This is a genomic window from Streptomyces sp. GL_140 (genome assembly GCF_057834465.1).
This window is the reverse complement of record NZ_CM174404.1, coordinates 3,903,355-3,925,494: the sequence shown is the minus strand read 5'-3', so window position 1 is coordinate 3,925,494 and position 22,140 is coordinate 3,903,355. Positions and strand designations below refer to the sequence as shown.

26 protein-coding genes and 1 riboswitch are annotated in these 22,140 nt (G+C 70.2%); of the genes, 18 read left to right on the top strand and 8 right to left on the bottom strand.

Annotated features, from left to right (window positions below; genetic code table 11):
- Positions 1-157: 157 nt before the first annotated feature.
- The 3 genes from AC3IYJ_RS18205 to otsB all read left to right on the top strand — a co-directional run bounded on the left by AC3IYJ_RS18205 (position 158) and on the right by otsB (position 2,692).
- Complete coding sequence (locus AC3IYJ_RS18205) at positions 158-1,459, top strand: extracellular solute-binding protein (protein ID WP_489402355.1); 1,302 nt, start codon at positions 158-160, stop codon at positions 1,457-1,459.
- A 61-nt stretch (positions 1,460-1,520) separates the two neighbouring features.
- Positions 1,521-1,778 (top strand): DUF3263 domain-containing protein, encoded by a 258-nt coding sequence (locus AC3IYJ_RS18200; RefSeq protein ID WP_330297146.1) that lies wholly within the window; start codon positions 1,521-1,523, stop codon positions 1,776-1,778.
- A gap of 65 nt (positions 1,779-1,843) precedes the next feature.
- Complete coding sequence (gene otsB, locus AC3IYJ_RS18195) at positions 1,844-2,692, top strand: trehalose-phosphatase (RefSeq protein WP_489402354.1); 849 nt, start codon at positions 1,844-1,846, stop codon at positions 2,690-2,692.
- Positions 2,693-2,739: 47 nt separating this feature from the next.
- On the opposite strand, the gene AC3IYJ_RS18190 is transcribed toward otsB, so the two are convergent.
- Complete coding sequence (locus AC3IYJ_RS18190) at positions 2,740-4,095, bottom strand: alpha,alpha-trehalose-phosphate synthase (UDP-forming) (protein WP_489402353.1); 1,356 nt, start codon at positions 4,093-4,095, stop codon at positions 2,740-2,742.
- A 220-nt stretch (positions 4,096-4,315) separates the two neighbouring features.
- Positions 4,316-5,287 (bottom strand): glucosyl-3-phosphoglycerate synthase, encoded by a 972-nt coding sequence (locus AC3IYJ_RS18185; protein ID WP_489402352.1) that lies wholly within the window; start codon positions 5,285-5,287, stop codon positions 4,316-4,318.
- Between the two features lie 230 nt (positions 5,288-5,517).
- A riboswitch (SAM riboswitch) is annotated at positions 5,518-5,674 on the top strand.
- A 17-nt stretch (positions 5,675-5,691) separates the two neighbouring features.
- Between AC3IYJ_RS18185 and thrC the strand changes: the two genes are divergently transcribed.
- The 4 genes from thrC to groL all read left to right on the top strand — a co-directional run bounded on the left by thrC (position 5,692) and on the right by groL (position 9,911).
- On the top strand, positions 5,692-6,993 hold the full coding sequence (gene thrC / locus AC3IYJ_RS18180; protein WP_489402351.1) for a threonine synthase: 1,302 nt from the start codon (positions 5,692-5,694) through the stop codon (positions 6,991-6,993).
- A gap of 35 nt (positions 6,994-7,028) precedes the next feature.
- Complete coding sequence (locus tag AC3IYJ_RS18175) at positions 7,029-7,307, top strand: MoaD/ThiS family protein (RefSeq protein ID WP_489402350.1); 279 nt, start codon at positions 7,029-7,031, stop codon at positions 7,305-7,307.
- A 418-nt stretch (positions 7,308-7,725) separates the two neighbouring features.
- Positions 7,726-7,932: a cold-shock protein gene (locus AC3IYJ_RS18170; RefSeq protein ID WP_003967346.1), complete on the top strand. Its 207-nt coding sequence runs from the start codon at positions 7,726-7,728 to the stop codon at positions 7,930-7,932.
- Between the two features lie 356 nt (positions 7,933-8,288).
- Positions 8,289-9,911, top strand: coding sequence for a chaperonin GroEL (gene groL / locus AC3IYJ_RS18165; RefSeq protein ID WP_489402349.1), 1,623 nt, complete (start codon positions 8,289-8,291; stop codon positions 9,909-9,911).
- Between the two features lie 134 nt (positions 9,912-10,045).
- Here the strand turns inward: groL and AC3IYJ_RS18160 are convergent, their stop codons facing one another.
- Positions 10,046-10,675, bottom strand: a complete 630-nt coding sequence (locus AC3IYJ_RS18160) for a hypothetical protein (protein WP_489402348.1) — start codon at positions 10,673-10,675, stop codon at positions 10,046-10,048.
- Between the two features lie 173 nt (positions 10,676-10,848).
- Between AC3IYJ_RS18160 and AC3IYJ_RS18155 the strand changes: the two genes are divergently transcribed.
- The 5 genes from AC3IYJ_RS18155 (at position 10,849) to AC3IYJ_RS18135 (ending at position 14,468) form a co-directional block, all read left to right on the top strand.
- Positions 10,849-11,082 carry a hypothetical protein gene (locus tag AC3IYJ_RS18155; RefSeq protein ID WP_489402347.1) on the top strand — a complete coding sequence of 78 codons (234 nt, stop codon included), beginning with the start codon at positions 10,849-10,851 and terminating at the stop codon, positions 11,080-11,082.
- Positions 11,082-11,474: a type II toxin-antitoxin system VapC family toxin gene (locus AC3IYJ_RS18150; protein ID WP_489402346.1), complete on the top strand. Its 393-nt coding sequence runs from the start codon at positions 11,082-11,084 to the stop codon at positions 11,472-11,474. Before AC3IYJ_RS18155 ends, AC3IYJ_RS18150 begins: the two co-directional genes overlap by 1 nt.
- A 17-nt stretch (positions 11,475-11,491) precedes the next feature.
- Positions 11,492-12,109 carry a phosphoribosylanthranilate isomerase gene (locus tag AC3IYJ_RS18145; protein WP_489402345.1) on the top strand — a complete coding sequence of 206 codons (618 nt, stop codon included), beginning with the start codon at positions 11,492-11,494 and terminating at the stop codon, positions 12,107-12,109.
- A 153-nt stretch (positions 12,110-12,262) separates the two neighbouring features.
- Complete coding sequence (locus tag AC3IYJ_RS18140) at positions 12,263-12,898, top strand: hypothetical protein (protein WP_489402344.1); 636 nt, start codon at positions 12,263-12,265, stop codon at positions 12,896-12,898.
- Between the two features lie 115 nt (positions 12,899-13,013).
- A complete protein-coding gene (locus AC3IYJ_RS18135; RefSeq protein ID WP_489402343.1) occupies positions 13,014-14,468 on the top strand; it encodes an alanine/glycine:cation symporter family protein in 1,455 nt (484 codons plus the stop codon).
- A 21-nt stretch (positions 14,469-14,489) separates the two neighbouring features.
- On the opposite strand, the gene AC3IYJ_RS18130 is transcribed toward AC3IYJ_RS18135, so the two are convergent.
- Positions 14,490-14,963 carry a DUF6463 family protein gene (locus tag AC3IYJ_RS18130; RefSeq protein WP_489402342.1) on the bottom strand — a complete coding sequence of 158 codons (474 nt, stop codon included), beginning with the start codon at positions 14,961-14,963 and terminating at the stop codon, positions 14,490-14,492.
- A 64-nt stretch (positions 14,964-15,027) separates the two neighbouring features.
- Here AC3IYJ_RS18130 and AC3IYJ_RS18125 point away from each other — a divergent pair, with 64 nt between their 5' ends.
- Complete coding sequence (locus AC3IYJ_RS18125; protein ID WP_489402341.1) at positions 15,028-15,573, top strand: TetR/AcrR family transcriptional regulator; 546 nt, start codon at positions 15,028-15,030, stop codon at positions 15,571-15,573.
- A 46-nt stretch (positions 15,574-15,619) separates the two neighbouring features.
- Here the strand turns inward: AC3IYJ_RS18125 and AC3IYJ_RS18120 are convergent, their stop codons facing one another.
- Entirely contained in the window at positions 15,620-15,967 is a 348-nt protein-coding gene (locus tag AC3IYJ_RS18120; protein ID WP_489402340.1) for a protease inhibitor I9 family protein, read from the bottom strand.
- Positions 15,968-16,339: 372 nt separating this feature from the next.
- On the opposite strand from AC3IYJ_RS18120, the gene AC3IYJ_RS18115 reads away from it, so the two are divergent.
- From AC3IYJ_RS18115 to AC3IYJ_RS18095, 5 genes are all read left to right on the top strand, one after another.
- Positions 16,340-17,521, top strand: coding sequence for a S8 family peptidase (locus tag AC3IYJ_RS18115; protein WP_489402339.1), 1,182 nt, complete (start codon positions 16,340-16,342; stop codon positions 17,519-17,521).
- 149 nt (positions 17,522-17,670) lie between these two features.
- The gene (locus tag AC3IYJ_RS18110) at positions 17,671-18,270 is read left to right on the top strand and encodes a hypothetical protein (RefSeq protein WP_489402338.1); all 600 of its coding nucleotides are present in this window, start codon (positions 17,671-17,673) and stop codon (positions 18,268-18,270) included.
- Positions 18,271-18,416: 146 nt separating this feature from the next.
- Positions 18,417-19,253, top strand: coding sequence for a hypothetical protein (locus AC3IYJ_RS18105; protein WP_489402337.1), 837 nt, complete (start codon positions 18,417-18,419; stop codon positions 19,251-19,253).
- 50 nt (positions 19,254-19,303) lie between these two features.
- On the top strand, positions 19,304-19,948 hold the full coding sequence (locus AC3IYJ_RS18100; RefSeq protein WP_489402336.1) for a CatB-related O-acetyltransferase: 645 nt from the start codon (positions 19,304-19,306) through the stop codon (positions 19,946-19,948).
- 74 nt (positions 19,949-20,022) lie between these two features.
- Positions 20,023-20,163 (top strand): hypothetical protein, encoded by a 141-nt coding sequence (locus tag AC3IYJ_RS18095; RefSeq protein ID WP_489402335.1) that lies wholly within the window; start codon positions 20,023-20,025, stop codon positions 20,161-20,163.
- Between the two features lie 35 nt (positions 20,164-20,198).
- Here the strand turns inward: AC3IYJ_RS18095 and AC3IYJ_RS18090 are convergent, their stop codons facing one another.
- From AC3IYJ_RS18090 to AC3IYJ_RS18080, 3 genes are all read right to left on the bottom strand, one after another.
- A complete protein-coding gene (locus AC3IYJ_RS18090) occupies positions 20,199-20,948 on the bottom strand; it encodes a hypothetical protein (RefSeq protein ID WP_489402334.1) in 750 nt (249 codons plus the stop codon).
- A gap of 88 nt (positions 20,949-21,036) precedes the next feature.
- Positions 21,037-21,294 carry a DUF397 domain-containing protein gene (locus tag AC3IYJ_RS18085; protein WP_489402333.1) on the bottom strand — a complete coding sequence of 86 codons (258 nt, stop codon included), beginning with the start codon at positions 21,292-21,294 and terminating at the stop codon, positions 21,037-21,039.
- Positions 21,278-22,114 carry a helix-turn-helix domain-containing protein gene (locus AC3IYJ_RS18080; protein ID WP_489402332.1) on the bottom strand — a complete coding sequence of 279 codons (837 nt, stop codon included), beginning with the start codon at positions 22,112-22,114 and terminating at the stop codon, positions 21,278-21,280. The genes AC3IYJ_RS18085 and AC3IYJ_RS18080 overlap by 17 nt, the downstream gene beginning before the upstream one ends.
- Positions 22,115-22,140 lie beyond the last annotated feature (26 nt).

Sequence of the window (22,140 nt, the reverse complement as noted above, 5' to 3'; positions counted from 1 at the left end):
CATACAAATTCGGGACCTTGGTCGCGCACAGGGGCTCCCGCGCGGGACGTGCGCACGTTCGGGGCCGGATGCCGACGGGCCGGGAGGGTGGTGTAGACCTTTATCTGAATCGTACGGAACAACCTGGGGTGGAACGAGAACTGTGAAGGCCCGAACTGTGCAGACCCGAAAGCTGAACCTGGCCGCGTCCGGCGTCGCACTGTGCCTGACCGCCATGACGCTGACGGGCTGCGGAGCTCTGTCGGGCGTCACGGGGAACAACGAGGTCACCCTGCGGGTCGTGGCGGCCGATTACGGAGACAATCCGGCGAACTCCTCCAAGGGCTACTGGAAGGACCTCGCGGCGGCCTTCGAGAAGACCCACTCCGGCATCAAGGTCGAGGTCGACGTCCTGTCCTGGTCCGACGTGGATGCCAAGGTCGCCGAAATGGTCAAGGACGGAAAGGCCCCCGACATCGCCCAGATCGGCGCCTACGCCGACTACGCGGCCGAGGGCAAGCTCTACTCCGCCGACGAACTGCTCTCCGTCAAGACCGAGGCCGACTTCCTCGCCCCGCTCGCCGACGCGGGCAAGGTCAAGCGCGTCCAGTACGGAATGCCCTTCGTGGCCAGCACGCGGCTGATGTTCTACAACGAGAAGCTGCTCACCGACGCCGGGGTCATCGCCAAGGACGCCAAGGGCCCCTGGCAGCCCAAGAGCTGGGCGGACCTGGAAGCGGCCGCCAAGAAGCTCAAGGCGGCCGGTGTCCCGACCCCCTTCGCGCTGCCCCTGGGCCGCGAGGAGGCGCAGGCCGAGACCATGCAGTGGATGCTCGCGGGCGGCGGCGGTTACAGCGACAACGAAGAGCAGTACTCGATCGACTCCGCGGACAACATCAAGACCTTCGAGTTCCTGCGCGACAAGCTCGTCGGACAGGGCCTGACCGGCCCCGTGGCGCCGGCCAAGCTCGACCGGCAGGCCGCCTTCGACTCCTTCACGCGCGGCGAGGTCGGCATGCTCAACGGCCACCCGACGCTGATCAAGCAGGCCGCCGCCAAGGGCATCAAGTACGGCATGACCCCCATGCCGACCGCCGACGGCGCCGAGCACTCCACGATGGGCGTCGCCGACTGGGTGATGGCCTTCAAGAACGGCCACCCCAAGGAGGCCGGACGGTTCCTGGACTTCCTGTACGAGCCGAACAACCAGACCGCCTTCACCGAGAAGTACGACCTCCTCCCCGTCACCACCAGCGGCTTCCGCGAGACGGACGCCACCACGGGGGCCACGTCGGCGCAGCTGAAGACCTTCCTGCACGCGCTGCCGAACGCACGGCTCTACCCGGTGGGCAAGAAGTCCTGGTCGACGGTGAGCGAGGACATCAAGAAGAACATCGGCGCGACCGTGCAGCCGGGCGGACAGCCGGCCAAGGTGCTCGGCGACATCGCGGACGCGGGGCGCAAGGCGGACCCGCGCTGAGCGGGCGGGGTACGGGGCCGGCGCGCGGGCCGCTGTCGGTGGGCGGCGTTAATCTGGCCGTATGACGGACGAGGAGCGGCCGGCGGCCGGGCCGGCCGGTCTGAGCGCCGAGGAAGCGGCGGTGCTCGCCTACGAAGGCCGGACCTGGCCCGGACCCGGGGCCAAGGAGCGGGCCATACGGGAAGGGCTGGGAATGCCTCCGGTCCGGTACTACCAGCTGCTCAACGCGCTGATGGACGACCCCCGCGCCCTGCGGCACGCACCGGGCACCGTCAACCGGCTGCGGCGCATCCGCGAAGCCCAGCGGGCCAGGCGGTAGCGGAGGACCGAGCGGTGGTCCACGCGGCATAGCCGTGGCCCGGCGGGGCCGTTAGGGTCGAGCACATGGGGAGCCATCCGCACGACTTGCCGATGCCCGTCACCGCCGCCGGACGCGAGGGACTCGAAGCCCTCCTCCGCACACCGCGCCGCTCCGTCGTCGCCCTCGACTTCGACGGAACCCTCGCCGAGATCGTCCCCGACCCGGACCAGGCGCGGGCCCACCCCGACGCCGTCGCCGCGCTCTCCGCGCTCGCCCCCGAAGTCGGGTCGGTCGCGGTGGTCACCGGCCGGCCGGCCGGGGTCGCCGTCCGCTACGGGGGCTTCGCCGGGGTCCCCGGGCTGGAGCACCTGGTCGTCCTCGGACACTACGGAGCCGAGCGGTGGGACGCCGTGACCGGCATCGTCCACGCCCCCGCGGAGCATCCGGGAGTGGCGGCCGTACGGGCCGAGCTGCCGGGGTTCCTCGACGCGATCGGCGCCTGGCGCGGGACGTGGATCGAGGAGAAGGGCCAGGCCCTCGCCGTCCACACCCGCCGGGCGCAGGATCCCGAAGGAGCCTTCGCGGCCCTGCGCGAGCCCCTGGCGGGCCTCGCCGCCCGGCACGGACTGATGGTCGAGCCGGGGCGGGCCGTGCTCGAACTGCGGCCGCCGGGGATGGACAAGGGCGTCGCCCTGACCGAGTACCTCGCGGAGGTCGGAGCCTCGGCCGTCATGTACGCCGGGGACGACCTCGGCGATCTGGCGGCCTACTCGGCCGTGGAGAAGCTCCGGGCGGACGGCCTGCCGGGGCTGCTGGTGTGCAGTGGATCCGCGGAGGTCCCCGAACTGGCCGCCCGGGCCGACCTGATCCTGTCCGGCCCCGGAGAGGTCGTGGCCTTCCTCGCCGCCCTTGCTGCCGCCGTCGCCGCCTGACGGGTGGAGGTCCCTGCGGGGTCTGGGGCGGAGCCCCAGGGCTCGGCTCAGCCGCGCACCGCGTCCAGCTGGGCCGCGAGCCACTGCGCCGGCGGCAGCGCCGTCGCCGCCGCGGCCAGGCGCTTCGTACGGTCCGCACGCTCCGCCGCCGGCATGGACAGGGCCGTGTGCAGCGCCTCCGCCGTCTCCGTGACGTCGTACGGATTCACGGTCAGGGCATCCCCGCGGAGCTCCTCGTACGCCCCCGCCCCCGTGGACAGGACCAGCACGCAGCCGGCCTCCGAGACCACCGGGATCTCCTTCGCCACCAGGTTCATCCCGTCCCGCACCGGATTGACCAGCGCCACGTCCGCCAGCCGGTACGCCGCCAGGGAGCGTGCGAAGTCGTCCTCGACGGAGACCAGGACCGGCTGCCACCCGGCCGTCCCGAACTCCGCGTTGACCGCCGCCGCCAGCTCGCGCACCGACTCCGTGTACGCCCGGTACACCGCCAGGTCCTGCCGGGACGGATAGGCGGAGGCCAGGTGCACCACCCGCTCCCGCCACTCGGGGTGGGTCGTCAGCAGCTCCCGGTAGGCCAGGAGCCCCCGCAGGACGTTCTTCGACAGCTCCGTGCGGTCCACGCGGACGATCGTCCGCAGCCCGCCGACGTCCGCCCGCAGCGCGGCCAGCTTGTCGTCCACCTCCGGCCGGTGCGCCAGGTCCCGCAGCTCGTCGCCGTCCACCCCCAGGGGGAACACCGCCACCGGCGCCGCCGCCCCGGCCGAGTCCGTGAACTCCCGGGCCCACTCCGCGGTGTGGAAGCCCACCAGGTCCGCGCCGAGCATGCCGCCCAGCAGCTGCTCGCGGATGTCCGACGGGAGCAGGTCCAGGTACTGCTTCGAGGCCCACGGCGTGTGCGTGAAGTGGCTGATCCTCAGGTCCGGGCGCAGCTCGCGCAACTGCCCCGGGGCCAGCGCGAGATGGTAGTCCTGGATCAGGACCGCCGCCCCCTCGGCGGCCTCCTCGGCCAGGGCCTCGGCGAAGGACCGGTTGTAGGCGACGTAGGAGTCCCAGCGGCGCCGGAACTCCGCGTCGAAGACCGGCTCGCGCGGGATGTCGTACAGGTGGTGGTGGAGGAACCACAGCACCGAGTTCGCGATCCCGTTGTACGCGTCGTCGTAGACCTGCGGATCGATCGCGAGCATCCGTACGCCCGGCTCGGCCACGCCCCGCCGTACCGCCTCCCGGTCCGCTTCCGACAGCGCCGCGCAGACCCACAGCGCCTCCGGCTGCTCGGCCAGGGCCGCGGAGAGGCCGGAGACGAGACCGCCCCCGCCCCGGCGGGCACTGAGCGTGCCTTCCGGGCCGAGGGCGTACGAGAGCGGGCCGCGGTTCGCGGCGACGAGCACCTGGGAAGCCATGCGGCGAACCTAGCCCGCCCCGCCCCCGGTCAAACTTCAGATCCCGCGTGTCCGGCGAACCGAGACGAAGGCCACGGCGCCGAGGACCGTCAGGGTGGCGGCCGCGCTGCCCATCAGCCAGAGCTGACGGCCCTGCGAGCCCGTGCTCGCCAGGTTTCCGCCCCCGGAGCCGGGCCCATTCGAGCCGAGCCGGTAATCGCGATTGGGGCGGTTTCCCCGGTTACGCCACGCGACGCCGTGCGTACTCCTCGATGTCCCGCATCGGCGGCCGTTCTTCGGTGTCCACCGCGTAGGTGTGGGGCACGAATCCCTCCGGGCCGCGCTCGAACTGCGTCAGCTCCGGCCGCACGAGGTGCCCGCGCGAGAGCCTCAGCAGCGCCGTCCGGTAGATCGCCGCGGCCATCCGCCCCAGCGCCAGGCCGTCCTGGTGGCGGTGGAGCCGTACGCCCACGTCCACCTGGGCCAGCGCGTCCAGCCCGACCGTGTGCAGCGCGTCCACCAGCAGGCCCAGTTCCACGCCGTACCCGACCGGGAACGGCAGCCGCTCCAGCAGGTCGCGGCGTACCGCGTACTCGCCGCCCAGCGGCTGGACGAAGCCGGCCAGCTGCGGCCAGTGCAGGTTGAGCAGGGGGCGGGCCACCAGCTCCGTCACCCGGCCCCCCTGCTCGGCTCCGGAGGAGGGTCCGGCGTGCTGCGGGTCCAGCGGGCGGTCGTACATGGCCTTGACGAAGCACACCTCCGGATCGGTGAGCAGCGGGCCCACGATCCCGGACACGAAGGCGGAGGAGAAGTCCCGCAGGTCGGCGTCCACGAAGCAGACGACGTCCCCGCTCGTGGCCAGCAGCGAACGCCACAGCACCTCCCCCTTGCCGGGCAGGGCCGGCAGCCGCGGCAGGATCTCGTCGCGGTGCACCACGCGGGCCCCCGCCTTGGCCGCCACTTCCGCCGTCCGGTCGGTGGAGCCCGAGTCGACGACGATCAGTTCGTCGACCAGGGGCGTTCCCGGCCCGTCCATCAGATCGCGCCGGATCACCTCGACGATGGCCCCGACCGTGGCTTCCTCGTTCAGCGCGGGCAGCACCACGCTGACCGTCGTACCGGCTGCCCGTTTGGCGGAAAGCAGCTGGTCGAGCGGTCGGTCGGCGGCGGACCAGGAGCGGGCCGAAAGCCAGCGCTCCACCTCTTCCAGCACCTTCGGAACTCCTCTGTCGGTCGGCGGGGCACGAGTGGAACACCAGCGGAACACAGGCAGAACGCCGTAGCTTTCCACCGAAATGTGATCCATCTCGCCGTTCGGACGGCTGTCTCAACCGCCCGGGGCTTCGGTTACAGTCTTGAACAACGCAAAGGTCCACCGCATGCCGGGGGGCCTCGCGAACAAACGCCCGGGCGCGCCACAGAGCGTGTCGCCCGGTGCCATACCGCTCATCCAGAGGGGCAGAGGGACACGGCCCGTTGAAGCCCCGGCAACCCTCCAGTCGGTTCTCGCGATCGCTCACGCAGCGACTCAGCGAGGTCCCCGGCTAGGGAAGGTGCCAATTCCGTCTCATGACGACGTTCGTCATGGGGAAGATGAGGAGAAAGGGCCTCGCCATCATGGCTGCACAGACTGCCGACACCTCTGCCGGAACCTCCAACACCGGCGCCTCTGTCGATCTCGGTCCCGCCACCGGGCTTTCCTGCCGGGAATGCGGCACCCGCTTCGAGCTCGGCCCGATCTTCGCCTGTGTGGAGTGTTTCGGACCGCTCGAAGTCGCGTACGACCTGCCCCTCGGTGACCCTGAGGCGCTGCGCGCCGCGATCGAGGCCGGCCCCGACAACATCTGGCGCTACGCGCCGCTGCTGCCCGTCCCCGCGGACGTGGCCTCCAAGCCCAGCCTGAACCCGGGCTTCACCAAGCTCGTGGACGCGGCGAACCTGGCCAAGGAGCTGGGCTTCACCGGCAAGCTGTACGTCAAGGACGACTCCGGCAACCCGACGCACTCCTTCAAGGACCGCGTCGTGGCCATCGCCGTCGAGGCCGCCCGCGCCTTCGGCTTCACCACCCTCTCCTGCTCCTCCACGGGCAACCTGGCCGGCGCCGTGGGCGCCGCGGCCGCGCGTGCCGGTTTCCGCTCCTGCGTGTTCATCCCGCACGACCTGGAGCAGGGCAAGGTCGTCATGGCCGGCGTCTACGGTGGCGACCTGGTCGGCATCGAGGGCAACTACGACGACGTCAACCGCTTCTGCTCCGAGCTCATCGGTGACCCGCTGGGCGAGGGCTGGGGCTTCGTCAACGTCAACCTGCGCCCGTACTACGGCGAGGGTTCCAAGACCCTGGCCTACGAGATCTGCGAGCAGCTCGGCTGGCAGCTGCCCGACCAGATCGTCATCCCGATCGCGTCCGGCTCGCAGCTGACGAAGATCGACAAGGGTCTGCAGGAGCTGATCAAGCTCGGCCTCGTCGAGGACAAGCCCTACAAGATCTTCGGCGCCCAGGCCGAGGGCTGCTCGCCCGTCTCGACCGCCTTCAAGGCCGGTCACGACGTGGTCCGCCCGCAGAAGCCGAACACCATCGCCAAGTCGCTGGCCATCGGCAACCCGGCGGACGGCCCGTACGTCCTGGACATCGCGCGCCGCACCGGCGGGTACGTCGAGGACGTCAACGACGAGCAGGTCGTCGAGGCCATCAAGCTCCTGGCGCAGACCGAGGGCATCTTCGCCGAGACCGCGGGCGGCGTGACCGTCGGCGTGACGAAGAAGCTCGTCGAGAACGGGCAGCTGGACCCCTCGCTGACCACCGTGATCCTGAACACCGGAGACGGCCTCAAGACCCTTGAGGCAGTGGCCGAGGGCGGCGGCCAGACGGCCACCATCCGCCCGAGCCTGGACGCGTTCCGCGCCGCCAACCTGGCCTGATCTCTCTCCCTGTACACCGGAAAGGCAGTAGCGCCATGAGCGTCAACGTCCGCATCCCCACCATCCTGCGCACCTACACCGGCGGCAAGGCCGAGGTCTCCGCCGAGGGCGCGACCCTCGCCGAGGTCATCGAGTCCCTGGAGAAGAGCCACCCGGGCATCGCTGCGCGAGTCCTGGACGACCAGGGCAAGCTCCGCCGCTTCGTCAACGTCTACGTGAACGACGACGACGTGCGCTTCGAAGGCGGGCTGCAGGCGGCCACGCCGGACGGCGCCGGCGTTTCGATCATTCCCGCCGTCGCGGGCGGCTGCTGACCTTCCGGTCGGCGGCGTCGCCTCTCCCCGTAGAGGTGCGCAAACCCTGAATTGCCCCCTCCGCTAATAAGCGGAGGGGGCAATTCTGTTGGATTGAGCACGGTAGAGTTGGGGAAGTCCCCACCGCTGCTCTTGCCCGCCGCATATGAGCGGGCCGCGGGAGGGTTGACATTGAGTCAACATGCAAGTGCGCTATGGGTCGTTGGCGTGGTTTGTCCGGCCCGAGTTGCCCTGGAATATTCCGGGTTTTCACCCTATTTCAATCTTTTGCCGTGTCCAGATTTCTCGTCGGAATGACCTGTTGCAGACAGCAGCGGTGCGGATACATTCAGCCCCGGTCGAGGCGTTCCGGCGCAAGTTCTGACCCGGGACCGCGAAGTGCGGTCCTGCGCAAGGGCCAGTAATAGGGGAGTTAGGCATGGCTCAGGGCACCGTCAAGTGGTTCAACGCGGAGAAGGGCTACGGCTTCATCGCGGTCGACGGTGGTGCGGATGTGTTCGTCCACTACAGCGCCATCCAGATGGACGGGTACCGCACCCTTGAAGAGGGTCAGCGGGTCGAGTTCGAGATCTCGCAGGGCCAGAAGGGTCCGCAGGCGGACATGGTCAAGCTCGCCGTCGGCTAGTCCGGGCGCGACCGACCACCGACACGGCGTACGACTGCAACTGCATACATACGAGGTACGTACGAGGGGCCCACATCCTGGACACGGGATGCGGGCCCCTCGTGCGTGGGGTGCTCGTGGGCCCTGCGGTGTCCGGGTGTTCACCTGCGTTTCCTCGAAGCCGCTTGCACTCGGGGGTGCCGAGTGCTAATCATTGGCGTTAGCACTCTCCTAGTGAGAGTGCTACCTAAACGAGGACCGGGTCAGTGAGGCCCGCAGGGTCCGGCGGGAAGAAACCGCCGGGCACGCAGGCCGTCCGTCGCGGGCGCGGGCGCGGTCCGGGAGCAATCCACCGCTGTCCGGGAGGACCACTTCAGATGGCCAAGATCATTGCGTTCAACGAGGAGGCCCGGCGCGGTCTCGAGCGAGGCATGAACCAGCTCGCCGACGCCGTCAAGGTCACCCTTGGCCCCAAGGGTCGCAACGTCGTCCTTGAGAAGAAGTGGGGCGCCCCCACGATCACCAACGATGGTGTCTCCATCGCCAAGGAGATCGAGCTCGAGGACCCGTACGAGAAGATCGGCGCCGAGCTGGTCAAGGAAGTCGCCAAGAAGACGGACGACGTCGCCGGCGACGGTACGACCACCGCCACCGTTCTCGCCCAGGCGCTCGTCCGCGAGGGCCTGCGCAACGTGGCCGCCGGTGCGAACCCGATGGCCCTCAAGCGTGGTATCGAGAAGGCCGTCGAGGCCGTCTCCGCCGCCCTGCTTTCCCAGGCCAAGGATGTCGAGACCAAGGAGCAGATCGCTTCTACGGCCTCCATCTCCGCCGCTGACACCCAGATCGGCGAGCTCATCGCCGAGGCCATGGACAAGGTCGGCAAGGAAGGCGTCATCACCGTCGAGGAGTCCCAGACCTTCGGGCTGGAGCTTGAGCTCACCGAGGGCATGCGCTTCGACAAGGGCTACATCTCGGCGTACTTCGCCACCGACATGGAGCGCATGGAGTCGTCCCTCGACGACCCGTACATCCTGATCGTCAACTCCAAGATCGGCTCGGTCAAGGACCTGCTGCCGCTCCTGGAGAAGGTCATGCAGTCCGGCAAGCCGCTGCTGATCATCGCCGAGGACGTCGAGGGCGAGGCCCTGTCGACCCTGGTCGTCAACAAGATCCGCGGCACCTTCAAGTCCGTCGCCGTCAAGGCTCCGGGCTTCGGCGACCGCCGCAAGGCCATGCTCGGCGACATCGCCATCCTCACGGGCGGCACGGTCATCTCCGAGGAGGTCGGCCTCAAGCTCGAGAACGCCGGTCTCGACCTCCTGGGCCGCGCCCGCAAGGTCGTCATCACCAAGGACGAGACCACCATCGTCGACGGTGCCGGTGACAGCGACCAGGTCGCCGGTCGCGTGAACCAGATCCGCGCCGAGATCGAGAACTCCGACTCGGACTACGACCGCGAGAAGCTCCAGGAGCGCCTCGCGAAGCTGGCCGGCGGCGTGGCCGTCATCAAGGCCGGCGCCGCGACCGAGGTCGAGCTCAAGGAGCGCAAGCACCGCATCGAGGACGCCGTTCGCAACGCGAAGGCGGCCGTCGAAGAGGGCATCGTCGCCGGTGGCGGCGTGGCCCTGCTGCAGGCCTCCTCGGTCTTCGAGAAGCTCGAGCTCACGGGCGACGAGGCGACCGGCGCCAACGCCGTGCGCCTGGCGCTCGAGGCCCCGCTCAAGCAGATCGCCGTCAACGGTGGTCTCGAGGGTGGCGTCGTCGTGGAGAAGGTCCGCAACCTGCCCATCGGTCACGGCCTGAACGCCGCGACCGGCGAGTACGTCGACATGATCGCCGAGGGCATCATCGACCCGGCGAAGGTCACCCGCTCTGCCCTGCAGAACGCGGCGTCGATCGCGGCCCTCTTCCTCACCACCGAGGCCGTCATCGCCGACAAGCCCGAGAAGGCCGGCGCCGCTGCCGGCGGCGGCATGCCGGGCGGTGACATGGACTTCTGATCGACCCCGGTCGATCGGCTGTTCTCGTACCGAGGGCGGCACCCCTTCTTCGCGAAGGGGTGCCGCCCTCGGGCGTTTCACGGCGTCCCTGCCGACGGCCTCGCGCACGGCCTTGCACACGATGGCCTTCGCGGTCACCGCCCGTTGTCGAGCTCGGCGCGCCACGAGGCCGCCCTGCCGAGGGCGCCGAGCACTCCCAGCAGCGCTGCGAGCCCGACCGCGAAGAGGGCCGCGAAGCACAGCCCCCAGGCATGGAGGTCCTGGGGCCTCTGCGACTCCACCTCGCCCCGGGGGTCGTAGACCAGCCGCAGCTCCTCGCCCGCCTCCGCGATCTTCCGTTCCCTGGTCAGCTGGGCCGGAGCGCCCGGCGGGCAGTCGAGCCGGTGGTCGTACTTGGTGGTGTGGCTGAGGTTCTGGCCGTCGGGGGTGAAGGTGGAGTCCGTCTCGACGCGGGAGACCACCTCCCTGACCGTGCAGGTGACCTCGACTCCCCGCTCCCGCAGCACCAGGTCGTCCACGCCCATCAGGGCGATGAAAACGCCGACGACCGCGGGCAGCCCGGCCAGGACGGCGAGGGCGGAGCCCCCGCGCTCGCCCACGGCGAAGCAGTACAGGGCGAGGCCCGACAGGGGCAGGAGGAGCCCGAAGAGGGCCACCCACCCGTCGCCCCACCATCCGTCGCCCAGCCACCCGCTCGCCCCCGCCCACCCGGCCGCGAGCGCCGTCCCGGCGGCGAGCGACGGCACCCCCGCTGCGGTCACCACCGACCCCAGGGACCGCCACCACTCCCCTGTCGGACTCTTCGCGTCACTTGCGTCACGCATCCCCATCCCGATCCCCCCTCGTTCCCCTCTCCTGCTTCCGGGGGCTTACACGCCGGGGAGGGCCGGACGGTTGACCGCTGGCCTCGTAAGACGTTTTGTCTTACGCTGGTGCCATGGCTGACACCGTGACGATCCGCACCGACTCGGAGACCGAGCACGCCCTGGCCGTACTCACCCAGGACGGCAGTTCGCGATCCGTCGCCATAAGAGCGGCCGTGCTGGAAGCGGCGCTGCGCAAGGAGCGCGCCGCGGCCCTGCGGCGTGCGGTGCTGCGGATGCCGCTGGGTGAACCCGACGGCACCGACATTGCGGCGGAGCTCTCCCGAAGTCGGGAGGAAGAACGCTGATGATCTACCTCGACTCCGCCGCGATCGTGAAGCTGGTCCACGCGGAATCCGAGTCGCAGGCACTGCGCGACTGGCTCGACGAAAGGGCGGGGACCGGATGGATCAGTTCGGCGCTCGCGGAGGTGGAGTCCTTCCGGGCACTGGCCCGCTATGCCCCGCAAGCCGCTGTGCGGCTCCACCTCGTGCTGGATCTGATCGAACTGATTGACCTCGATCCCGGCGTCCGCATCCTGGCCCAGACAGTCCGTCCGGCCACCGTTCGAAGCCTCGACGCCATCCACGTGGCGACAGCGCTCGGCATCGGTGCGCGATTGACCTCGTTCGTCACCTACGACAAGCGGCTTGCGGACGCCGCCCGTGATGCGGGACTGCCCGTCGACACACCCGCCTGACCTGGTTGACTGGCGGTATGACTGACGGGAGCGACGTGTTCATCAAGATCTGCGGGCTGCGGACCCCGGGGGACGTCGAGGTGGCCGTGGCCGCCGGGGCCGATGCCGTCGGGTTCGTCTTCGCGCCCGGGAGCCCCCGTACCGTCGATGCCGCCACCGCGCGGGAGCTCGTCGCCGGGGTGCCGGACGGGGTGCTGACCGTCGGGGTGTTCCGGGGGCAGTCCGTGGAGGAGGTGCGGCGCCTCGCCGAGGAGAGCGGGGTGGGCTCCGTACAGCTGCACGGGGACGAGGGGCCCGAGTTCTACGAGGAGCTGCGCGCCCCCGGCCGGACGCTGATCCGGGCCACGGCCCGCGCCGTGGCCGCCGTAGGGGAGTACGGGGAGGACCTGCTCCTGATCGACGCCCCCGACCCCGGCTCCGGCAAGCCGTGGAACTGGGCTTCGCCGGAGTTCACCGCGCCCGCGGGCCGGTGGCTGCTGGCGGGCGGGCTGACCCCGGCCAGTGTGCGCGAGGCGGTCGAGGTCACCGGAGCGTGGGGCGTGGACGTGTCCAGCGGGGTGGAGCGGGAGCGGGGCGTGAAGTCCCCGGAGCTGATCAGGGCCTTCATCGAGGCCGTCAGGGGCGCCAGGGGCTGAGCGCCGGACCGGGGCGGCGCGCGGCCGCGGGTGTGGATTCGCTGCGCCGTCCGGCCGCCTGTGCGAGGTGTCGCGGCGGGTCGGGGCCGTCCGGGGTGGTCGGCTGTGCGGCGGCGGAAAACGCCACTGGTCGACATCGAAAGGTGGTACCCGGTGAAGCGAGCCCGTTTCCTCGCCGCGGTCGTCCCGTCCCTGCTGGTGGCCGCGCTCGGCGGCGCCGCCGCGACCGCGCCGGCTTCGGCCGCGCCGCTGCCGAAGCCGAAGCACGAGGTCCCGCACTGCGTCACGGACGAGGGCGACCTCAACGTGCTCTACCAGGTGAAGGAGCGGATCATCGGTCCGGCCGCCTGTCGCGAGACCTACGCGAAGGAGAAGTGGGTCAGGATCGCGCCGGGCTGGAGCACGGCGTCCAGCGGTGCGGGGGCCGTCTATCCCGACGGCTACACGCCGTCCCGTCCCAATCCGATCGACGACTTCAACTCCAAGTTCGTCAGCGCCACGTACATCCTCGACAGGGGTACGCCGCAGGAGCAGAGCTTCACGTACAAGAAGAAGCAGATCCTGCGCACCGGGCTGACCGGCCCCGACGGCCTTCCGTACTCGATCGCGATCTCGCCGCCGTTCAAGGCGCCGGAGCTCGGCACGCACACCACCACCGTCCTCTTCACCCTGAGCGCGGACCACTGCGACGGCTTCGGGACGGTCGTGGACGAGAACTGCCTGCCCGGCGGCACCTTCCCGTACACGGGCAACACCCTCTTCACGGTGGTTCCGAAGCCCGACAACTAGGAGGGCCGGGCGCGCGGGAGCGGGGCGAAGGGCGTGCCACAGGGGTCTTCGGTCCCACCGGCGATGGACGTAGGTCCCTGTCGGTGGGCCTTCCGCCCCGGCGACACTTCGAATCATGGACACTCTGGATTCGGTGATCGTCAATGTGAACGATCATCTCTGGACCTACCTGCTGATTCCGCTGGTGGTCGGTGCGGGCCTGTACTTCACGGTTCGCTCCCGGGGTGTGCAGCTGCGCCTGCTTCCGGAGATGTTCCGGGTACTGAAGGAGAAGACCCCGCAGCGTGCGGACGGCCGCAAGCAGGTCTCGTCCTTCGGGGCGTTCACCATCTCCGCCGCCGCGCGCGTGGGCACCGGCAACATCGCGGGCGTCGCCGCCGCCATCACCCTGGGCGGCGCGGGTGCCGTCTTCTGGATGTGGATGATGGCGCTGATCGGCGCGGCCTCCGCCTTCGTGGAGTCGGCCCTCGCCCAGCTCTACAAGGTGCGTAATTCCAGCGGTGCCTACCGCGGCGGCCCGGCGTACTACATGCAGCGCGCGCTGCGTAAACGGTGGCTCGGGGTGCTCTTTGCGGTGACGATCACCGTCACCTTCGGCTTCGTCTTCAACGCGGTGCAGGCCAACACCATCACCGCCGTGGCCGCCGGCTCGCTGGCGGACGCGGACGGATCGAACTGGTTCGGCCCCTCGCTCGGCGTGCTGCTGGCCGCCCTGCTGGGCCTGGCCGTGTTCGGCGGGGTCAAGCGGATCTCCTCGGTCACCACCGTCCTGGTCCCGGTGATGGCGATCGTCTACCTGCTGCTCGGCGTCGCGGTGGTCCTGCTCAACATCACCGAGTTCCCCCGGGTCGTCGCGGACATCGTCGGCGGTGCCTTCGGCTTCCGCGAGCTCGCGGCGGGCGGTATCGGCGCGGCCATCCAGCAGGGGATCCGGCGCGGCATGTTCTCCAACGAGGCGGGCCTCGGCTCGGCCCCGAACGCGGGAGCCGCCGCCGAGGTCTCGCACCCGGTCAAGCAGGGCCTCGTACAGTCCCTGGGTGTCTTCTTCGACACCCTCCTCGTGTGCACGATGACCGCCTTCATCGTCCTGGTCACCAACCCGGAGCTGTCCGGCCGCCAGGGCGCGGACCTGACGCAGACGGCGCTGAGCGACACGCTGGGCTCGTGGGCCGGGCACCTGCTCACGGTCGTGGTCTTCATGCTGGCCTTCAGCAGCATGATCGGGAACTACTACTACGGCGAGACGAACATCCAGTTCATCACCCGCAAGCGGTGGGTCCTGCCGGGATACCGGGCGCTGGTCCTGGCGGCGGTCGTGCTGGGCTCGCTCGGCTCGGTGTCGGTCGTCTGGAACCTGGCGGACGTGTTCATGGGCGTCATGGCCCTGATCAACCTCGCCGCGATCATCCCGTTGTCGGCCATCGCCTTCCGCCTCCTGGACGACTACCTCGCGCAGCGCCGGGCGGGCCTGGAGCCGGTCTTCACCCGCGACCGGATGCCGGACCTGAAGGGTGTTCAGTGCTGGGACCCGGTCCGCACGACGGTTCCGGCGGCGGCGGGGCGGCGCTGACCCGCGGCGGCCGTCCGGTGGCTACGCCGGCGGCTGGGCGGGTGAGGACCCCCGCCGGGAGGACGCGCGCTGTGCCAGCAGGAGCAGCGTCGTCGGTATGAGGCCGAGCGGGAAGCCGGAGGGTTCCAGGATCCAGGCGCCGAGGAGGACCCACGCCCCCACGGTCCAGCCCAGGTAGCGCGGGATCTCCTGGCCGGTGCGGGCCATCCGTGCCACGAGCAGTCCGAGCAGGATCAGCGGGACGGCGAAGCTGCCGGGCAGGGCCCAGAACTCGGCCATGGAGGCGGCGTTGGCGGGGTCCTTGATGGCGGCTTCGCCGTGCAGTCCGCCGCCGATCCAGTCGCCCCATCTGGGCCAGGTCTTGGCGGTGAAGGCGGCGATGTGCGCGACGCCGATCGCCACGCTGGTGCGCCCGGCCCAGATGGTCAGGGTGCGGGCGCGGGCCGTACCGGCGGATGCGGGCGCAGTTACGAGACTGATAGTTTCGATACTCATAGTTCCGTATGATGGACCCGTGCAGCCTTCGAAGCAACCCCCCGGCCGACCGCGGGACAGCCGCGTGGACGACGCGATCCGTGACGCGGTAAGGGAGTTGGTGGCCGATGTCGGATACGCCGCGCTGACCATGGACGCCGTGGCCGCCAGGGCACGCGTCGGCAAGGCCGCCATCTACCGCCGCCACGCCTCCCGCGGCGAACTGGTCTTCTCCGCGCTCGTGCACGGGAGGGAACCGCAGCCATTGGCGGACACGGGCACGCTGCGCGGGGACCTCACTGCGCTCGCCGACCTGATCCTGGGGATCTTCTCCGACCCGGTCGCCGCCGCCGCGACCCCGGGCCTGCTCGCCGACGTGAAGCAGCAGCCCGAGATCGCCGCCCGCTTCCAGGAGACCTTCATCGCCGAGGAGCGCGCCCTGGTGACGGAACTCCTGGAACGGGCCTTCGTACGCGGCGAACTGGCCGTACGGCCGGATCCCGCGCTGGTCCATGCCGCCGTGCTGGGCACCGTCTTCGCCTGGGTGTTCCTCCTGGAACAACCCCCCGGCCCGGACCTCGCACCGCGCATCGCCGCGATGGCCTTGGCGGCGTGCGAGGCGGCCCTGTAGGCGGCCTTGTGGGCGGCCCCTCGTGGGCGGCCTTGTGGCGGCCGGCTCAGAAGCCCCCGAAGCCGGCGGTCCGGCCGTCCTCCTCGACGGATTCCACCATGCCCGGCATCGCGCGCAGGGCCGCGACCTGGGCGGGGCTGAGCGGGGCGGCGAAGCCGTGCAGGGCGGTGCGGTAGACGTGGACCGGGGTGACGCCGACCAGCCGGGCCACGGCGGCCGGGTCCTGGTCCCGGCGCACGGTGACGATGTACGGGGCGTGGTCGGCGGGGACGGCGTAGGGTACGGGCTCGGGTACGGAGGTGGCCGCGGCCGCGGACGCGGGCATTACGGCGACGGCGGCGGCCAGTGCGGCGACGGCCACGGGCAGCAGGGCTCGGATCGGTCGGGTGCGCATGCAGCGAGGCCATCACGCGCGGCGCCGCAGGTCAAAGAGGTCTGCGGGTGTGGCGGGGGCACGGGGAGCGCACCGGCCGTGCGCCCCCTGAGGGGGATGTGGGCCGTACGGGTGATCTTGCCGGGGCGGCCCCGGATCGTGCGGGCCGTGCGGGCCGGGACACGGCCCTGAGGGCAGAAGGGAGTAACCCTTTCTGCAGTGTGCCGGACGTCCGTGTCGACGGTACGACCGGTTGATCGGCCGGGTTAGGACGGCGGTTCAAGATCCTTCGGGGTGGCACCGATGGAACTGAGGGCCGCCCCCGCCGAGGCCCTATCGCCGCGGGGGCGGCTCACCCATGCCGACCCTCGACCCCGTCAGGGAGTTCCTTCCATGCGCCTGTTTGCACGTGTGGCAACCGCCGCCGTCATCGCCCTCACCCCGGTGGCCGCCGGTACGGCTTCGGCCGCCGCTCCGGAGCCGACACCGGCACCGCTGCACGCCGCCGCCAACCCGGTGCCGGGCAAGTACATCGTGACCCTGGAGAAGGGGGTGGACGCGGCGAAGGCCGCTCAGAAGCTCGGCCTCTCACCGTCGTTCGTCTACGGCTCGGCCCTGAACGGCTTCGCGGTCCCGCTGACACCGCTCCAGCTGACGATCGTCCGCAACAGCCTGGGGGTGAAGTCGGTGGAGGAGGACGCCAAGGTGATGTCCGCGCCGATGCCGGCCTCCACGAGCGGGACCCGGGCCCCGTCCTCCTCCTGGGGACTGGACCGGATCAATCAGAAGCAGCTGCCGCTCGACAACCAATTCTCGACGGAGGGGAACGGCGCGGGCGTGACCGCGTACATCCTCGACACCGGCATCGACTACGCGCACGAGGAGTTCGGCGGGCGCGCCACCTTCGGCTACGACGCCGTCAGCGCCCTGGCGAAGGGGCAGGACTGCAACGGGCACGGCACGCACGTCGCCGGCACGGTCGGCGGCAAGACCTACGGGGTGGCGCGCAAGGTCAGCCTGGTCAGCGTCCGGGTGCTCGGCTGCGACGGCAGCGGGGAGATTTCGGGGATCATCGCCGGCCTGGACTGGGTGGCCAAGAACGCCAAGCAGCCCGCCGTCCTCAACGGCTCCCTGGGCGGAGACAAGTCCGAGGCCGTGAACAACGCCGCGAACGCGGTGAGCGACGCGGGTGTCCTGCCGGTCATCGCGGCGGGCAACTCTTCGATCGACGCCTGCAGGGTCTCCCCGGCCTCGGCAAGCAGGGTGCTGACGGTGGCGGCGAGCAACCAGTGGGACGAGGAGACCGACTTCTCCAACTTCGGCCGGTGCGTCTCCGTCTACGCACCCGGCCAGGCCATCGTCTCGGCGAAGCTCGGCGGGGGCTCCATCGCCCTGAACGGCACCTCCATGGCCGCCCCGCACGTGGCCGGAGTCGCCGCCCTCTACAAGGCGGCGCACCCCAAGGCCGACCCGTCTGAAATCGCCTCTTTCGTCGACACCGAAGCCACCAAGGACGTCCTGACCAACGTCAGCCCGGCCACTCCGAACCACCTCCTCTTCACCGGCGGTCTCTGACCGGTCGGAGGGTCGCGACGAAGACGGCCCGGGCCCGCACGCGGAAGACCGCGTGCGGGCCTTCGGGCCTGTCCGGGCTACCTCTCAGGGGGATCTCAGGGGTGGGTACCCGATGTGGCTCGGGGTCCCTTCGCCGTAGCGTCATCGACATGATCACCTCGCGAACCGCCTTCATCGCAGCGCCTGTTCTGATGGGTGCCTACGGCGTCATCCGCATCGTCGACGGTCTCGACGGCAGCCGCGGGCCGGGTCTCGCGTGGAGTCTGGGCCACCTGTGCTTCCTCGGTGCGATCGCCTTCTTCGTCCAGGGCTTCGTGGCGATGCGAAGAGCCGTGGCCGGCGGCCGGCTGTCGACCGTGGGCCTGTGGGCCGGCGTGGCGGGAGCGGTCGCCGTGGCCGGGCAGTTCGCCATTGACCTCGTGGTCGGCTTCCTGTCGGCGGACCGGGAGGCCATGAACGTCCTGTTCGACCGCGTCCAGGCGATACCCGGCATGCTTCCGGTGTTCTACGACTTCGGCCCGCTGCTGTTCTTCGTCGGCCAGCTGATCCTGGTCTCCCAGCTCGCCAAGCGCCGCGTCCTCAAGCCGTGGGCCCCCTTCCTGGTCCTCGTCGACACCACCCTGCCCTTCGCCGACAAGGACCTCATACCGCTCGGAGCCGTCCTCCTCCTGGTCTCCTTCGCCCCGCTCTACCGCAGCGCCCCGGACGCCGCCGTCGCCGGTACGCCTGCCGCGAAGGCGCTGGTCTAGGACTCGGTGGGGGATCGGACCGAGCCCCGCGATCCGACCGGGTGAGGGAGGAGCGATTCTGCTCGGCGCGGCGGGAGTTGGCACGCGACGGGCGCCGGTGGTTCGGGTATCCAGAAGGCTCCCACCGCCGAATCCGGAAGGCCGCGATGAGACTCACCCGCCCCGCCCTGCTGGCTGCCACCGCGCTCCTGGCCCTCTACGGGCCGACGGCCACGGCGCAGGGACAGCACGGTCCGCTCCCCGACCCCGCCGTCCCGAAGGCCGCGGAAACCGTGACCTACGTCACCGGTGACCCGGTGTACATTCCGGCCGAGTACCCCGCCGTTCTGCACACGGCCAGGGCCAATTGCCCATCCGGTCAGGTGCCCACCGGGGGAGGTATGACCACCTACGGGAACAGGTTCAGCTTCTCCATCACCAGCTCCTACGCGCAGGGAGGCAGCTGGATCGTCACCGGTAGGAGCAACGAGTCCCTGCTGAGGGACGGGAGCATCGCGGCGACGGTGGTCTGTTCGCCGGCTGCCCACCACCAGGTCTTCGGCGGCCGCGTCACGCTGGAGAGGGGGCAGGTCGTCACCCTCCACCAGCCGTGCCCCAGCGGTGAGGTGCCCACGGGAGGAGGGGGCAGGGGCGACGCGGAACGAGTGGCCATCCAGAGTTCGCTTCCCGCCCTCAACACGTGGGAGGTCAGCTATTGGAACGACACCGGGCAGACCCACACGGTGGAGCCCTTCGTCGTCTGCTCGACCGCGCCCCACCATGCGGTCGCCGGACGCGCGGGCTCGATTACGAGGGGCGGCAGCGGAACCTCTCAGGTCCAGTGCCCGGACGGACAACAGGTCACCGGTGGCGGAGGATTCAGCAAGAACGACACCGAGATCATCCTGACGAGCTTCGAGGGCAATGGCTGGCGTGCCACCAGCGCCGGCTTTTCGCCCGACGTCCAGCAGGTGACCGCCTTCGCGGTGTGCACCGGCAGCTGAGCGGTCTCGGGTAGGTTCGGCCGCCTCGTTCCCGACCGAGAGCGACTGCCATGAGTCACCTTCCCCCGGACCCGACAGTGCTCCACCCGTTTCCCGACCAGCCGCGCGTGGTCCTGTTGAAGCCGCTGGTGACCTCGCCGCTGATCGAGATCGGGGAGTACTCGTACTACGACGACCCGGATGATCCGACCGCCTTCGAGACCCGCAACGTGCTCTACCACTACGGGCCGGAGCGGTTGGTCATCGGGAAGTTCTGCGCGCTGGGCACCGGGGTGCGGTTCATCATGAACGGGGCCAACCACCGGATGGACGGCCCCTCCACGTTCCCCTTCCCCATCATGGGCGGCGCCTGGGCCGAGCACTTCGACCTGCTCACCGGCCTGCCGGGCAGGGGAGACACGGTCGTCGGCAACGACGTCTGGTTCGGCTACGGGACGATGGTCATGCCCGGAGTGCGGATCGGGCACGGCGCGATCATCGCTTCGGGTGCCGTGGTCGTGGACGACGTCCCCGACTACGGCATCGTCGGCGGCAACCCGGCCCGACTCGTCCGCACCCGCTACGACGAGGACCAGATCGCCCGCCTGCTCGCCCTCGCCTGGTGGGACTGGCCGACGGATCACCTCACGGAGCATGTCCGGGCCGTCATGTCCGGCAGCGTCGATGACCTCGAAGCGGCCGCCCCGCGGTCCTGACCCGGGCCGCCGGCTAGGGCTCTTGGCGCGGAGCGCCCGTGAGGGGCGGAGGGAACCGGTCCGGGGGGTGGGCGGTGAGCCTGCTGCATACGACGGCCTGGTGGAGCGCGTCCGCCGCGGTCCTCGGGCGATGCTGGACCACGGCGGTCCTCCAGCTGTCCGTCCTGCCGTTGTCGGCGCTCTGGATCGCCTCGTTCGACACCTATTACAAGTGATCCCGCGCAGGGGTCCGTCAGTGGCGCGTCGCAGGTCAACTGCTCCAGCGGGCCACGATGGCGTGATCGACACGGAAGAGGGCGTCGCACTCCGCGCAGTACGCACTGCCGAAGACGTAGGTCAGCTTGCTCGCGACTTCGTGCTGGCCATCGGCGAGAGCACGCGCGTGAAGCCGGTTGGCCGTTCCTTCCAAGGAGGAGGGGTCTGCGGGCCGCAACTCCCCACGGTGCCCAGCGGCCCCGTTCATGTAGAAGCCGTCGGCCGTCGAGAAGTAGCCGTACTCGCCGAACACCACGAAGTTCTCGGCCTCACACACTGGGCAGGGAACCTCGAACTCCTCACCGCTGAGACCGTGCAGCTCCTCCCCCCACACCTCGACTCCCTCGAAGGCCAGCAGGGCTTCCAGCAGTTCCACGTAGCGATCCGGACTGCCGTTCAGCGACGGATGGCGCAGTGCCCGCTCCACCAGCTCGATCAGCTCGGTGATCTCGGCGGCGTAGGCATCCTTTGGATCAGGAGTCCCGTAGGGCCGGTCGGTGGCGGCGACGATGGAAGCGGCCAGCAGCAAGGGCATGGTTTGGCCTGCGGCCGTCAACTGGCGCGCCTTCTCGGCGAGCGCGGGCAGGGCGGCGTAGCTCGCGGGGTAGACCGTTCCTTGGTGGCACAGGCGGGACCAGAGCTCGTTCCACGCGGGACCCTCCGGGTCGGGCCCTGCTGCCTCCAGGAGGCCGGGCACGTCTTCGGCGGTGCCGTAGGCATGGCTGAGTCGAGACCAGTCCGTCATGGGGCTGATCAAAGCAGACGCTTCCAGAATCAAGGACCGCGCCCGGCCACGGCCGATCGGGCCCCGCCGGTGATCCGAACGAGACTGCCTAGCCGAGGGCGGCGACGAAGGTTGTCCAGGCGGCGCCACGGAAGATGAGGTGGGGGCCGTCGGGGACCTTGGAGTCGCGGACGGGGACGAGGTCGGGGTGGCCGTCGGAGACTTCCAGGCAGTTGCCGCCGTCTCCGGCGCTGTGGGTGGACTTCCGCCAGGTGGCCATCTCCAGGCAGCTGCCGCCGCTGCCGTCGCTGTAGCTGGACTTGTGCCAAGTGGCCGCCGACAGGTCGTACTCAGGCTGGTGCGTCATGCTCGTACCCCTCCGCCACGGACTCGATCAGGGCCAGCGATTGCGCGGGAGGCAGCGCACCGGCCGTGAGGAGATCGTAAGTCAGGAAGTGACGCGAGACCGTGGCCGGATCGTCGAACAACTGGCCCGTTCCGTTGCCTTGGACGTAGGCGAGGGTGGGGGCGTCCTCGAAGGACATCAGCTGAAGAGAACCGCCCATGGCAGCGTGGGCACCCGCGCGGAACGGGATGACCTGGACGATGATTCGGTGCGCCCGGATGAGGGACGCGATGTGGCGAAGGGCCTCCGCCATCACGGCTGAGCCGCCGACCTCACAGCGCAGCACCGCTTCGCCGAACACGGCCCACAACAATGGTGTTGTTGGATCGGAGAGGAGGAACGCTCGCGCGAGCCGGTTCGTGACCAGCTCATCGATCTCCGGCTCCGGCGCAGTCGGTTGGTAGGCGCGACAGACGGTCCGCGCATAAGCCTCGGTCTGGAGCAGGCCGGGGACGGTCAACGGCGCGTACTCCCGGATGGCCTTCGCCAAGGCTTCGGCCTCGGCGGCAGCCGCGAAGTGGTCCGGGTACTTGGACTTGGCGGCCGCCTCGCAGTTGCGGACGAAGAAGCCGCCCGTGTTGAGGATTTCGTCCAGCTGGCGCGCGAAGTCGAGGTGCATGCGGCGCGTGCCCGCTTCGAGCTGGCCGATGAACGAGCCGCTGACGAAGAGCGGTTCGCCGAGTTCGGCCTGGCTGAGGCCGGCGCGCTCGCGCGCCACGCGTAGTTCGGCGCCGAGCAGGGCGCGGGGTGAGGTGGAGGGGTCGAGGTTCTTACCTGCCATGGCAACTCCCTGGCCAACACGTGCGG

Coding starts and splice junctions, on each gene's coding strand:
- AC3IYJ_RS18200 (WP_330297146.1), top strand. CDS start 1,521: ATGACGGACGAGGAGCGGCCGGCGGCCGGGCCGGCCGGTCTGAGCGCC.
- otsB (WP_489402354.1), top strand. CDS start 1,844: ATGGGGAGCCATCCGCACGACTTGCCGATGCCCGTCACCGCCGCCGGA.
- AC3IYJ_RS18190 (WP_489402353.1), bottom strand. CDS start 4,095: ATGGCTTCCCAGGTGCTCGTCGCCGCGAACCGCGGCCCGCTCTCGTAC.
- thrC (WP_489402351.1), top strand. CDS start 5,692: ATGGCTGCACAGACTGCCGACACCTCTGCCGGAACCTCCAACACCGGC.
- AC3IYJ_RS18175 (WP_489402350.1), top strand. CDS start 7,029: ATGAGCGTCAACGTCCGCATCCCCACCATCCTGCGCACCTACACCGGC.
- AC3IYJ_RS18170 (WP_003967346.1), top strand. CDS start 7,726: ATGGCTCAGGGCACCGTCAAGTGGTTCAACGCGGAGAAGGGCTACGGC.
- groL (WP_489402349.1), top strand. CDS start 8,289: ATGGCCAAGATCATTGCGTTCAACGAGGAGGCCCGGCGCGGTCTCGAG.
- AC3IYJ_RS18155 (WP_489402347.1), top strand. CDS start 10,849: ATGGCTGACACCGTGACGATCCGCACCGACTCGGAGACCGAGCACGCC.
- AC3IYJ_RS18150 (WP_489402346.1), top strand. CDS start 11,082: ATGATCTACCTCGACTCCGCCGCGATCGTGAAGCTGGTCCACGCGGAA.
- AC3IYJ_RS18145 (WP_489402345.1), top strand. CDS start 11,492: ATGACTGACGGGAGCGACGTGTTCATCAAGATCTGCGGGCTGCGGACC.
- AC3IYJ_RS18135 (WP_489402343.1), top strand. CDS start 13,014: ATGGACACTCTGGATTCGGTGATCGTCAATGTGAACGATCATCTCTGG.
- AC3IYJ_RS18130 (WP_489402342.1), bottom strand. CDS start 14,963: ATGAGTATCGAAACTATCAGTCTCGTAACTGCGCCCGCATCCGCCGGT.
- AC3IYJ_RS18120 (WP_489402340.1), bottom strand. CDS start 15,967: ATGCGCACCCGACCGATCCGAGCCCTGCTGCCCGTGGCCGTCGCCGCA.
- AC3IYJ_RS18115 (WP_489402339.1), top strand. CDS start 16,340: ATGCGCCTGTTTGCACGTGTGGCAACCGCCGCCGTCATCGCCCTCACC.
- AC3IYJ_RS18110 (WP_489402338.1), top strand. CDS start 17,671: ATGATCACCTCGCGAACCGCCTTCATCGCAGCGCCTGTTCTGATGGGT.
- AC3IYJ_RS18105 (WP_489402337.1), top strand. CDS start 18,417: ATGAGACTCACCCGCCCCGCCCTGCTGGCTGCCACCGCGCTCCTGGCC.
- AC3IYJ_RS18100 (WP_489402336.1), top strand. CDS start 19,304: ATGAGTCACCTTCCCCCGGACCCGACAGTGCTCCACCCGTTTCCCGAC.
- AC3IYJ_RS18090 (WP_489402334.1), bottom strand. CDS start 20,948: ATGACGGACTGGTCTCGACTCAGCCATGCCTACGGCACCGCCGAAGAC.
- AC3IYJ_RS18085 (WP_489402333.1), bottom strand. CDS start 21,294: ATGACGCACCAGCCTGAGTACGACCTGTCGGCGGCCACTTGGCACAAG.
- AC3IYJ_RS18080 (WP_489402332.1), bottom strand. CDS start 22,114: ATGGCAGGTAAGAACCTCGACCCCTCCACCTCACCCCGCGCCCTGCTC.